The following is a 12,532-nucleotide window of genomic DNA, read 5'->3' on the forward strand; positions in this document are numbered from 1 at the left end:
CTCAAGGCTCAGGTGCCACGGGTTCTGCCATACGAACGATGGCTTCAAATATTGATAAAGGTTTTCGGCGGGTGGTGCAGGCTGATTTTCGCGTCGTAGAGCAGATTGATCAATTCGACGATCATGATCGCCGTCAGGCCCCAGATCTTGTACTCCCCAAAACGGTAGCTGGGGACGTACCAACTTCGGCCCTGATAGTCGATGCGATGGGTATGTTCGCGCGGGTCCTGACGGAAAAACTCCAGGGGTACACTGAACACCGCGGCAATCTCGGCGTCATTGGCCAGGTACTCGACGTAATCGGGAATCACTCCGACGTAAGGCGTGACCTTGATGCCGTGCAATGAGATCAGCGGACTGAGCGGCCCGATCACCTCCACCAGCCCCGGCGGCAGACCGATTTCTTCTTCGGCTTCGCGCAATGCAGTGAAGATCAGGTCGGGGTCTTCCGGATCGCGCCGCCCACCCGGGAAAGCCACCTCGCCACCATGGGTCGAAAGCCCGCTGGCACGCAGGGTCAGGACCAGCTCCGGCTCGTCACTGCGGGTGATCGGCACCAGCACCGCGGCTTCGGGGAAACGTCGGTCGGTCTCCAGCGTTCGCGGGGTGTGGTTGCTTACACGATGAAGCAGCTCGTCCAGCATGAGTCATCTCGATCTGTTGGCTACCTTGCATCATGCACCAAAGAAATCACGCGCCCAACCCCCGATCCACGGTATGTCGCTAAACGACAACTTGCCGTCAACGGGCCTCTCACGCCAAGATAGGCGCAGCATCCACGGAAACCCAGCATGAATTTTTGCAGCCACTGCGGCAACCCGGTCACCCAGCGCATACCCGAAGGCGATTCACGCCTGCGTTTCGTCTGCGACCATTGCCAGACCATCCACTACCAGAACCCCAATATCGTCGCCGGCTGCCTGCCTGTCTGGGGCACCCAGGTGCTACTTTGCCGCCGCGCCATCGAGCCGCGGCGCGGCTACTGGACCTTGCCGGCAGGCTTCATGGAGAACGGTGAAACCGTGGAGCAGGCGGCGATCCGCGAGACCTTCGAGGAAGCCTGCGCGCGGGTGCGCAATTTGAGCATCTACACCCTGATCGATGTGCCGCATATCAGCCAGGTGCATGTGTTCTTTCGCGCGGAGCTGGCGGACCTGGACTTTGCCGTTGGCCAGGAGAGCCTGGAAGTGCGACTTTTCGAAGAAGCCGACATCCCTTGGTCCGAGCTGGCTTTCCGCACAGTCGGGCGTACATTAGAATGCTACTACGCTGACCGAAAGACAGAGGTTTTCCCTGTCCGGTCCGAATCGATTCCACCACTCGCTCAACCTGCGATCACATAAACAAAAAACGTACGCGGCCCCTCGTACTCTTAGGGATATCGTTTCAATGCGCTGGTTGCTTGCCCTCTTCTGCCTGTCTTTCATTGCGGTATCCCAGGCCTCCACAGCGGATCCCCTGGACGGCAGGCTCATCGAAAAAGTGCTGATCATCAAATCGGCCCATCAACTGCAACTGATCAACGACGGCAAGGCATTCAAGTCCTATCGTATCTCCCTGGGCAGGCAACCCAGGGGACCGAAGCTTATGGAAGGCGACAAGCGCACTCCGGAAGGTTTCTATTGGGTGGACTGGCGCAAGACCAGCGACCGTTTCAACCTGTCCATGCACATCTCCTATCCGAACATCAGCGACGCGGCCCGTGCGCGCCGTGAAGGGGTGGCGCCAGGCGGAATGATCATGATCCACGGCACTCCCGATACAGAGGACAACCCCGAGTACCTCTTCCATACCCTGGACTGGACCGACGGCTGCATCGCCATGCGCAATATCGACATGCGCGAAGTCTGGAACCTGGTCCCGGACGGCACCATGATCGAAATTCGGCCGTAATCGAAAAAATCAAAAGATCGCAGCCTATCGGCAGCTCCTACCGTGGAATCGGTGCACATCGATTAGATCCTGCCCAATAAAAAACCCGCTGAACTATCGGCGGGTTTTTTATTTCTGCGGCCAGGAAGATCAGAAATCTTCCAACCGCAATACCTCGTAAGCCGGCGTCTCGTAGGGATGGCTCTGCTTGAGCGCCATCACCACCGAGCGGATCAACTCATTGGCCACCACCAGCTCAACCTTCCACTCTTCCACCTGCTCGACCAGGCCGGTTTGCCCGAGAAACGGCTGACTGCCGTCCAGCGGGCGAAACTGGCCCTGGCCCAGCGTCTGCCATGAGCACTGGTCGTAAGCGCCGATCCGCCCGCCACCGGCGGCGAATACGGCGCTTTTGACCACTTCCACATGGCTCGCAGGAACAAAGAAGCTGAGCTTGTACATGGTCGCCTTTTAGTTAACCCAAACACGAGCATTACGGAACATACGCATCCATGGCGCGTCTTCGTTCCAGTCTTCCGAGCGCCAGGAGTTCTGCACCGCGCGGAACACTCGCTCAGGGTGCGGCATCATGATGGTCACTCGACCGTCACGACTGGTCAGCCCGGTGATCCCGCGCGGCGAGCCGTTCGGGTTGGCCGGGTAGGTTTCGGTGACCTTGCCGTGGTTGTCGACGAAACGCATCGCCACGCAACCGGACAGATCGGCTTCGAGCAGTGCCTCTTCGTTTTCGAATTCGGCATGGCCTTCACCGTGGGCGATGGCGATCGGCATGCGCGAACCGGCCATGCCCTGCAGGAAGATCGAGTTCGATTCCTGCACCTGAACCATTGCCACACGAGCCTCGAACTGCTCGGAACGGTTACGCACGAAGTGCGGCCAGAACTCGCTGCCCGGGATCAGCTCGTGCAGGTTGGACATCATCTGGCAACCGTTGCACACGCCGAGGGTGAAGCTGTCGTTACGCTCGAAGAAGCCTTGGAAGGCGTCCCGTGCGCGGCTGTTGAACAGCGCCGACTTGGCCCAGCCCTCACCGGCGCCAAGAACGTCGCCGTAGGAGAAACCACCGCACGCCACAAGACCTTTGAATTCGTTCAGGTCGACACGCCCGGCGAGGATGTCACTCATGTGCACGTCGATCGCGTTGAAGCCGGCACGGTCGAACGCCGCAGCCATTTCCACCTGACCGTTGACGCCCTGCTCGCGCAGTACCGCCACCTGAGGACGAATGCCTTTCTTGATGTAGGGTGCCGCGACGTCCTGATTGACGTCGTAGCTGAGCTTGACGCTGAGGCCCGGGTTGTCTTCTTCCAGCAGCACGTCGAACTCTTGCTCGGCACACTCGACGTTGTCACGCAGACGCTGGATCTGGTAGCTGGTTTCGGCCCACTGGCGCTGCAGCAGACGACGCTGGCCTTCGAAAACGGTTTCGCCGTTGAAGGTGATGCTGATTTCGCCATTGTTGAGCGGCTGACCGATCACTGACACGCAATCGGCCAGGCCGGCAGCGCTGAACTGCGCGAGGATGTCCGGGGTGGCGTCCTGGCGAACCTGGATCACCGCGCCCAACTCTTCGTTGAACAGGATCGCAGCAATGTCGGCCGAGGTTTCCGCCAGACCGTCGAGGTTCAGCGCCAGACCGCAATGGCCGGCGAAGGCCATTTCCACGGTGCTGGTCAGCAGACCACCGTCGGAACGGTCGTGGTAAGCCAGCAGGTGACCGTCGGCGTTGAGGCCCTGGATCACCGCGAAGAAAGCTTTCAGGTCTTCAGCGTCATCGACGTCCGGCGCCTGCGAACCGAGCTTGCCGTGAACCTGGGCCAGGATCGAGGCACCCATGCGGTTCTGGCCACGACCCAGATCGATCAGGATCAGGTCGGTGGTGCCCTTGTCCATGCGCAATTCCGGGGTCAGGGTCTGACGGATGTCAGCCACTGGCGCGAAACCAGTCACGATCAGGGACAGCGGCGAAGTCACGCTCTTGTCGACGCCTTCGTCGTTCCAGCGGGTGGCCATGGACATCGAGTCCTTGCCCACCGGAATGGTAATGCCCAGCTCAGGGCACAACTCCATGCCGACCGCTTTCACGGTGTCGTACAGACGGGCATCTTCACCCGGGTGACCGGCAGCGGACATCCAGTTGGCCGACAGCTTGATGTCGGAAATCTTGTTGATGCGCGAAGCCGCGATATTGGTCAGGGTTTCGCCGATGGCCATGCGGCCCGACGCCGGAGCGTCCAGCAGGGCCAGCGGAGTGCGCTCGCCCATGGCCATGGCTTCACCGGTGTAAACGTCGAAGCTGGTGGCGGTGACGGCAACGTCGGCCACCGGAACCTGCCACGGGCCGACCATCTGGTCGCGGGCTACCAGACCGGTGATGGTCCGGTCGCCGATGGTGATCAGGAAGCTTTTGCTGGCCACGGCCGGGTGATGCAGAACGCGCTCGACACACTCGGCGATGTCCAGCGTCGACGGATCGAAGTCGTCGCCCAGTTCGTTTTCGCGAACGGCCGAACGGTGCATGCGCGGGGCCTTGCCCAGCAGCACTTCCAGCGGCATGTCCACCGGGCTGTTGCCGAAGTGGCTATCCGTGACAGTAAGCTGCGGCTCGGCTGTGGCTTCGCCGACCACGGCAAACGGGCAACGCTCGCGCTCGCAGATTGCCTGGAAGCGTTCGAAGTCCGCAGGCCCTACGGCCAGAACGTAGCGTTCCTGGGATTCGTTACTCCAGATTTCGTGCGGGGCCATGCCCGGCTCGTCGTTTGGAATGTTGCGCAGTTCGAAGCGACCGCCACGGTTGCCGTCATTGACCAGTTCCGGGAAGGCGTTGGACAGACCGCCGGCACCCACATCGTGGATGAAGCTGATCGGGTTGTGTTCACCCAACTGCCAGCAACGGTCGATGACTTCCTGGCAGCGACGTTCCATCTCAGGATTTTCGCGCTGTACCGAAGCGAAGTCCAGGTCCGCCGAGCTGGTGCCGGTGGCCATGGAGGAAGCTGCGCCGCCGCCCAGACCGATCAGCATTGCCGGGCCGCCCAGCACGATCAGCTTGGAGCCAACGGTGATCTCGCCTTTCTGTACGTGTTCGGCACGGATGTTACCCATGCCGCCGGCCAGCATGATCGGCTTGTGGTAACCGCGAACTTCATCGCCACGCGGGGTGGTGATCGACTGTTCGAAGGTACGGAAGTAACCGGTCAGGGCCGGACGACCGAATTCGTTGTTGAACGCGGCGCCACCCAGTGGGCCTTCGATCATGATGTCCAGCGCGGTGACGATGCGCTCAGGCTTGCCGTATGGCACTTCCCACGGTTGTTCGAAGCCCGGAATCTGCAAGTTCGATACGGTGAAACCGGTCAGGCCAGCCTTCGGCTTGGCACCACGACCGGTAGCGCCTTCGTCGCGAATCTCGCCGCCGCTACCGGTGGATGCGCCCGGGAACGGGGCAATCGCGGTCGGGTGGTTGTGAGTCTCGACTTTCATCAGGATGTGCACCGGTTCCTGCACCGCGCCGTACTGGCGGGTTTCAGGGTCCGGGAAGAAACGGCCGGCGACGTTGCCGACGATCACCGAAGCATTGTCCTTATAAGCCGACAGAACGCCTTCGCTGTGCATCACGTAGGTGTTCTTGATCATGCCGAACAGGCTTTTTTCCTGGCTCTGACCGTCGATATCCCAACTGGCGTTGAAGATCTTGTGACGGCAGTGCTCGGAGTTCGCCTGGGCGAACATCATCAGTTCGATGTCGTGCGGGTTGCGCTTCAAGCCGACGAAAGCGTTGACCAGGTAGTCGATTTCGTCTTCGGCCAGGGCCAGGCCCAGCTCGGTGTTGGCTTTTTCCAGCGCGGCGCGGCCGCCACCCAACACGTCGATAGCCGTCAGTGGCTTCGGCTCGGCGTGGCTGAACAAGCCGGCAGCCTGCTCCAGGCTGCCGAGGACGATCTGGGTCATGCGGTCGTGCAAGGCATCGGAAATCAGCTGCGCTCGCGCGTCGCTGAACTGGCCAGCAACGTAGAACGCGATACCGCGCTCCAGACGCTGGATCTTGCTCAGTCCGCAGTTGCGGGCGATGTCGCTCGCTTTACTGGACCACGGCGAGATAGTGCCGAAACGCGGCAACACCAGGAACAGCCGACCGGTCGGCTCTTGTACCGGAACACTTGGGCCGTACTTCAGAAGGCGCGCTAGCACCTGCTGTTCGTCGCCGGTCAGGACGCCGTTAACTTCGGCGAAGTGAGCGAATTCAGCATACAAGCCACTGACAGCCGGGACGCATCGGCAAAGTTGCTCAAGGAGTTTGCTGTGGCGAAAGGCAGAAAGGGCAGGAGCGCCGCGCAGGATCAACATCTTCGGGACAGCCTCGGGAAGGGGTGTGCTTTGAGGCCGTGCATTCTAGCCTAAACCGCCCGCGACAGCACCCGAAACGGTACACCAGGCCTCGGCCGAACGTCGGCCGGTGGTCCGGGGCCTGTAACCGTTGGTCATCAATGCGCGTGCCACGGGTTATTTTTACCGTCACTTTCATGCCAAAAGGTCTGTTCCAGAGGCTTTAATGCGGGTTTTTCAGTCGCTAGCAGACCTGCTCTTCGCTGTCGAGATATGGCGCTCGTGGTCCTTTGCGTATACTGCGCAAATGTTTTCCCAAATGGCTTTCCGTCCGCGCTGTGCCAAATGGCTCATCGCAACCGGACTCTTCCTGATGCTTGGTGCCTGTGTTGATAAACCCAGCACACTCGAGCGCGTAAAGGAGGACGGCGTACTGCGGGTAATCACCCGTAACAGTCCCGCCACCTACTTCCAGGATCGCAACGGCGAAACCGGCTTCGAATACGAGCTGGTGAAACGTTTCGCCGACGATCTGGGGGTGGAACTGAAGATCGAAACTGCCGACAACCTTGACGACCTTTACGGTCAGTTAGGCAAACCCAACGGCCCGGTGCTGGCTGCTGCCGGTCTGGTCAGCAGCGAGAAACGCAAGCAACACGTCAGGTTTTCCCATAGTTACCTGGAAGTCACGCCACAAATCATCTACCGCAATGGCCAGTCACGCCCGACCAACGCAGCTGCTCTGGCGGGCAAAAAGATCATGGTGCTCAAGGGCAGCACCCATGCCGAGCAGCTGGCGGCGCTGAAACTGAAATATCCTGGCATTCAATACGAAGAGTCCGACGACGTTGAAGTGGTCGATCTGCTGCGCATGGTCGATGAAGGCCAGATTGATCTGACCCTGGTCGATTCCAACGAACTGGCAATGAACCAGGTTTACTTCCCCAATGTGCGAGTCGCCTTCGACCTGGGTGAGGCCAACAAACAGAGTTGGGCCGTGGCCGCCGGCGAAGACAACAGCCTGCTCAACGAGATCAACGAGTTCCTCGACAAGGTGCAGAAGAACGACACCTTGCAACGCTTGAAAGACCGCTATTACGGGCACGTGGATGTACTTGGCTATGTCGGCGCCTACACCTTCGCCCAGCATTTGCAGCAACGCTTGCCCAAGTACGAGAAGCACTTCAAGGCCTCGGCCAAGGAAGAGCAAGTCGACTGGCGCCTGTTGGCAGCCATCGGCTACCAGGAATCGTTATGGCAAGCCACCGTCACCTCCAAGACCGGCGTTCGCGGCTTGATGATGCTGACCCAGAACACCGCCCAGGCCATGGGCGTGGCCAACCGCCTGGACGCCCGGCAGAGCATCAAGGGTGGCGCCAAGTACCTGGCCTACATAAAGGATCAGCTGGACGACAAGATCGCGGAACCGGATCGCACCTGGTTTGCGCTGGCAGCCTACAACGTCGGCGGCGGCCATCTCGATGACGCGCGCATTATGGCCAAGAAAGAAGGCCTGAATCCGAACAAGTGGCTCGACGTGAAGAAGATGCTGCCGCGCCTGTCGCAGAAGCAGTGGTACAGCAAGACCCGTTATGGTTATGCCCGCGGCGGCGAACCCGTGCACTTTGTCGCCAACATCCGTCGTTACTACGACATCCTGACCTGGGTCACGCAGCCGCAGCTGGAGGGCAATCAGGTGGCCGAGGGCAGCTTGCATGTACCTGGCGTGGACAAGACCAAGCCGAACCTGGAAACCCCGCCGCTTTAAATCGTGGCGCCTGCAAAAGATCGCAGCCTGCGGCAGCTCCTACACCGACCGAGTGCACCCGTAAATTACGGGTGTATGCAAATCCTGTAGGAGCTGCCGCAGGCTGCGATCTTTTGATCTTAGGCTTTTGCCGCAGCCGCCAGAATCAGCGCCTTCATCTGCGCCACCGCCGACTTGAAGCCGACGAACAGCGCATGGGCCACCAGCGCGTGGCCGATGTTCAATTCATTGATGCCTTTGATCGCTGCGACCGCTTCGACGTTGTGGTAATGCAGACCATGGCCGGCATTGACGATCAGGCCCTGAGCCAGACCAAAGGCCACGCCATCCGCCACCCGTTGCAACTCTTCAGCGACTTCGCTCGGGGTCTGGGCATCGGCGTAACGGCCGGTGTGCAGTTCAATCGCCGGCGCGCCGACCCTTCTGGACGCTTCGATCTGCCGCTCATCAGCATCGATGAACAGCGAAACCTCACAACCGATTTTACTCAGGCGCTCTACCGCGGCCTTGATCCGCGCTTCCTGCCCGGCGACGTCGAGACCGCCTTCGGTGGTCAGCTCCTGACGGGTTTCCGGGACCAGGCAGATATGGGCCGGACGGATGCGCTCGGCGAACGACATCATTTCTTCGGTGACGCCCATTTCGAAGTTCATGCGGGTTTGCAGCACGTCCTTGAGCAGCAGCACATCGCGTTCCTGAATGTGCCGGCGGTCTTCACGCAAATGCACGGTGATACCGTCAGCGCCCGCTTCTTCCGCATCCAGCGCGGCCTTGACCGGATCAGGGTAACGAGTGCCCCGGGCCTGACGCAGGGTGGCTACGTGGTCGATGTTGACGCCAAGAAGAATGCGATTGCTGGTGGTCACGGAAACGCTCCTGAAGAAGGGAAGATTCGGTGCACAGCATATAGTGTCCGGTCACGAAAATAACTGTTTCCGAGACCGGACACAGGATCGTTACGGCTTTCGAAACAACTCGCGACTGACCAATGGCCGGCCGCCGAGGTGCACGGCCAATGCCTGGCGCATCAGCCGCTTGGCAGCGGAGAGCGCGCCAGGGGCCGTCCAGTCGGCCTCAGCCATGGCCAGCAACTCGGTGCCACTGAACAGGCCCGGCTGCAGCAAGTAGACCCGTTCAAGCCCGGCGTCGACCTGCAGACGATACAAGCCATCCGCCGCGATGGGATCGCCATGGATATCGGCCTCCAGCGCGAAGCCGTAACCGAGGTCATCCAGCAGTCGCCATTCGAACGCCCGCAGCAATGGCTCGAGCGGACGGCCTTCGGCCAGGGCCAGCAACGTCGCGGCGTAGTGATCGAAAACCGCCGGGTGCGGATCTTCGGCCGGCAACAGGCGAATCAGCAGTTCGTTGAGATAGAGGCCGCTGAACAGCGCCTCTCCGTTGAGCCAATTGGAAACGCCGGCGCTTTCCATCCGTCCGACGTTTTTCAGCTCGCCGCGCCCACGGAACTCGACTTCCAGCGCAACGAACGGCCGCGCCAGAGTCCCGGCCTTGCCCCGCGCGCTACGCAATACCGCCCGCAGCCGCCCTTGAGGCGTGAGGAAGTCCACCAGCGCGCTGTTTTCGCGATAGGCCCGGCTGTGCAACACGTAGGCGGGGTGGGCGATGGGTGGGGTTGGGGACATGAGATCTGGATATCTCTGAAGAGGGATTACCCTGGCGATCGGGCTTTTGTGGCGAGCGGGCTTGCCCGCGCTGGGTCGCGAAGCGGCCCTAAAACCAGCCACCGCGCTATATCAGGTACGCCGCGCGGAATGGTTTTACGACTGCTTCGCAGCCGAACGGGGGCAAGCCCCCTCGCCACAGCAAGCCCGCTCCCACATTGGATCTTTGTATAACCGGGATTAAGCGATCAGAGGTCGCCATAACCCAGCGAACGCAGGGCGCGTTCGTCGTCGGACCAGCCGCCTTTGACCTTGACCCACAGGTTGAGCATGATTTTGGAGTCGAACAGCAGCTCCATATCCTTGCGCGCCTCGGTGCCGATGCGTTTGATCCGCTCGCCCTTCTCACCAATGATGATCTTCTTCTGGCCATCACGTTCGACGAGGATCAGCGCATGAATGTGCAGGGTTTTCCCCTGCTGCTTGAACTCTTCGATTTCCACGGTGATCTGGTATGGCAGTTCAGCGCCCATCTGGCGCATGATTTTTTCCCGCACCAGCTCTGCAGCGAGGAAGCGGCTGCTGCGGTCGGTGATCTGGTCTTCGGGGAAGAAGTGCTCGTTTTCCGGCAGGTGCCCGGCGATCACCCGCTCCAGCGCTTCGAGGTTGTGGCCGTGCTGTGCCGAGATCGGCATGATCTGCGCGTTCGGCAACTGCTCTTGCAACCAGCTCAGGTGCGGCATCAGTTCGGCTTTGTCTTCGATCCGATCGGTCTTGTTCAATGCCACGATCACCGGGCCTTGCACGTACTGAACGCGCTCGAGCACCATCTGGTCTTCGTCGGTCCAGCGGGTGCGGTCAACCACGAAGATCACCACGTCGACGTCTTTCAACGCCGCCGAAGCGGTCTTGTTCATGTAACGGTTCAGCGCCTTCTCGCCGCCTTTGTGCATGCCGGGGGTGTCGACATAGACTGCCTGAACGGTGCCTTCGGTCTTGATCCCGAGCATGTTGTGGCGAGTGGTCTGCGGCTTGCGCGAAGTGATTGCCAGCTTCTGCCCGAGAATATGGTTCAGCAGCGTGGACTTGCCCACGTTGGGGCGGCCGACGATGGCGACATAGCCACAGCGAGTTGCAGTTGAATCAGTCATGGCCATTCTCCACGCCCAGGGCAATCAGTGCTGCAGCGGCCGCTACCTGTTCGGCAATACGACGACTCACACCCTGACCTCGGCTTTTTTCGTTCAGTAAGGTGATTTCGCATTCGACGAAGAACGTCCGGCAATGCGGTTCACCCTGGATATCCACCACTTCGTAACGCGGCAGGTCGCAGGCACGCGACTGCAGGAATTCTTGCAGTCGGGTCTTTGGATCTTTGTTGGTGTCGACCAGCGTCAGGCCTTCGAACTCGGACGCCAGCCAGGCCAGCACGCGCTCACGCGCCATGTCCATGCCAGCATCCAGGTAGATGGCGCCGATCAGGGCTTCCAGGGCGTCCGCGAGGATCGATTCACGACGAAAGCCGCCGCTCTTCAACTCGCCGGAACCCAGTCGCAGGTACTCGCCCAGATCAAAACCGCGAGCCAGTACGGCCAGGGTTTCGCCTTTTACCAACCGTGCTCGCAACCGCGACAGCTGACCTTCGCGGGCGAGCGGGAAGCGATCGAACAAAGCTTCCCCAGCGACGAAGTTGAGAATGGCATCACCGAGGAATTCCAGGCGCTCATTGTTGCGCCCGGCAAAACTGCGGTGAGTCAGGGCCAGGATCATCAGTTCCTGGTCTTTGAAGGTATAGCCGAGCTGACGCTCGAGACGGCTTAAAGAGACGCTCACGGTTTACCCACGCTGAGTTCGTGGTCGAATTTCACCACCCTAGGGGCGAGGCACCGACGGCCCTCGACAATTAACGCTGTGTTCAAATCCACATCCTGAATATCGTTGACTGCATGCTTTTGGCAATTTCCCTGTAAAGCTCATCGACCGCGGTGCAAGCCGTTGCCATGAAGCATTCCACAAGACCCAGAAAAGCATTCGGCGCTGTGTTCAACAGCGCCGTGGGTGATTACTTGATCAGGCCAACCCGCGAGAAATTCGGCAGGTGGCTGAGTTTTGGTTCGGGCCAGCTCATCCAGACCGCGAAGGCCTTGCCGACAATATTCTTGTCGGGAACCATGCCTAGCAGATCCTTGGGAATACTTGGGTCATCCCAGTAGCGGCTGTCGTTCGAGTTGTCGCGATTGTCGCCCATCATGAAGTAATGCCCGGCGGGCACAACCCACTGACGGTCCGGCGGCGAACGGTAGCGAGTCATTTCCTTGCGGATCAGGTGCTCGGCAGCGCCGAGTTTTTCCTTGTAGAGCTCGGCACTGCCCAGCGTACCTGGCTCGGAACCCACCATCTGCTCAGCGACCGACTGGCCGTTGACGAACAGTCGCTTGTCGCTGGTATAGCGAATCTGGTCACCTGGCAGGCCGACCACACGCTTGATGTAGTTGACGTTCGGGTCGCTTGGGTAGCGGAACACCATCACATCGCCACGCTGCGGCTCACCGACTTCGATGACTTTCCTGTCGAGCACCGGCAGGCGGATCCCGTAAGAAAACTTGTTCACCAGAATGAAATCGCCAACGTCCAGGGTCGGCTTCATCGAGCCGGAAGGAATCTGGAACGGTTCCACCAGGAACGAACGCAGCACCAGCACGATGAACAACACTGGGAAGAACGACTTGCCGTATTCGACCAGCAGCGGCTCTTTGTTCAGTTTTTCGACTACCACCCCATCAGGCTGGCTGACGCTGCCCTGATAGGAGGCAATGGCGTCACGCCGACGCGGCGCCAGGAAAACCAGATCGAGCAACGCCAACAGGCCGCAGACGAACACGGCGATGACCAGCAACAGCGGGAAATTTAGTGACATAGG

11 protein-coding genes are annotated in these 12,532 nt (G+C 60.1%); 3 read left to right on the forward strand and 8 right to left on the reverse strand.

What is annotated here, in order from left to right; genetic code table 11:
* Window positions 1–44 precede the first annotated feature (44 nt).
* Window positions 45–644, reverse strand: coding sequence for a CoA pyrophosphatase (locus F8N21_RS07430; RefSeq protein WP_150641503.1), 600 nt, complete (start codon window positions 642–644; stop codon window positions 45–47).
* A gap of 147 nt (window positions 645–791) precedes the next feature.
* On the opposite strand from F8N21_RS07430, the gene F8N21_RS07435 reads away from it, so the two are divergent.
* Window positions 792–1,343: an NUDIX hydrolase gene (locus tag F8N21_RS07435; protein WP_150641504.1), complete on the forward strand. Its 552-nt coding sequence runs from the start codon at window positions 792–794 to the stop codon at window positions 1,341–1,343.
* A 46-nt stretch (window positions 1,344–1,389) separates the two neighbouring features.
* Complete coding sequence (locus tag F8N21_RS07440) at window positions 1,390–1,893, forward strand: L,D-transpeptidase family protein (protein ID WP_150641505.1); 504 nt, start codon at window positions 1,390–1,392, stop codon at window positions 1,891–1,893.
* 129 nt (window positions 1,894–2,022) lie between these two features.
* Here the strand turns inward: F8N21_RS07440 and F8N21_RS07445 are convergent, their stop codons facing one another.
* Window positions 2,023–2,334, reverse strand: a complete 312-nt coding sequence (locus F8N21_RS07445) for a YqfO family protein (protein WP_150641506.1) — start codon at window positions 2,332–2,334, stop codon at window positions 2,023–2,025.
* A 9-nt stretch (window positions 2,335–2,343) separates the two neighbouring features.
* Window positions 2,344–6,240, reverse strand: a complete 3,897-nt coding sequence (purL, locus tag F8N21_RS07450; RefSeq protein WP_150641507.1) for a phosphoribosylformylglycinamidine synthase — start codon at window positions 6,238–6,240, stop codon at window positions 2,344–2,346.
* A gap of 286 nt (window positions 6,241–6,526) precedes the next feature.
* On the opposite strand from purL, the gene mltF reads away from it, so the two are divergent.
* Window positions 6,527–7,987 (forward strand): membrane-bound lytic murein transglycosylase MltF, encoded by a 1,461-nt coding sequence (gene mltF, locus F8N21_RS07455; protein ID WP_150641508.1) that lies wholly within the window; start codon window positions 6,527–6,529, stop codon window positions 7,985–7,987.
* 119 nt (window positions 7,988–8,106) lie between these two features.
* Here mltF and pdxJ read toward each other — a convergent pair whose 3' ends face one another.
* From pdxJ to lepB, 5 genes are all read right to left on the reverse strand, one after another.
* Entirely contained in the window at window positions 8,107–8,853 is a 747-nt protein-coding gene (pdxJ, locus tag F8N21_RS07460) for a pyridoxine 5'-phosphate synthase (protein ID WP_150641509.1), read from the reverse strand.
* Window positions 8,854–8,943: 90 nt separating this feature from the next.
* Window positions 8,944–9,633, reverse strand: a complete 690-nt coding sequence (gene recO / locus F8N21_RS07465) for a DNA repair protein RecO (RefSeq protein ID WP_150641510.1) — start codon at window positions 9,631–9,633, stop codon at window positions 8,944–8,946.
* A gap of 227 nt (window positions 9,634–9,860) precedes the next feature.
* Window positions 9,861–10,763 carry a GTPase Era gene (gene era / locus F8N21_RS07470; protein WP_150641511.1) on the reverse strand — a complete coding sequence of 301 codons (903 nt, stop codon included), beginning with the start codon at window positions 10,761–10,763 and terminating at the stop codon, window positions 9,861–9,863.
* Window positions 10,756–11,445 (reverse strand): ribonuclease III, encoded by a 690-nt coding sequence (gene rnc, locus F8N21_RS07475; protein ID WP_150641512.1) that lies wholly within the window; start codon window positions 11,443–11,445, stop codon window positions 10,756–10,758. The genes era and rnc overlap by 8 nt, the downstream gene beginning before the upstream one ends.
* Before the next feature lie 229 nt (window positions 11,446–11,674).
* Entirely contained in the window at window positions 11,675–12,529 is an 855-nt protein-coding gene (lepB, locus tag F8N21_RS07480; RefSeq protein WP_150641513.1) for a signal peptidase I, read from the reverse strand.
* Window positions 12,530–12,532: the final 3 nt, after the last annotated feature.

This window comes from Pseudomonas fluorescens, assembly GCF_902497895.1.
Lineage (GTDB): Bacteria > Pseudomonadota > Gammaproteobacteria > Pseudomonadales > Pseudomonadaceae > Aquipseudomonas > Aquipseudomonas fluorescens_BP.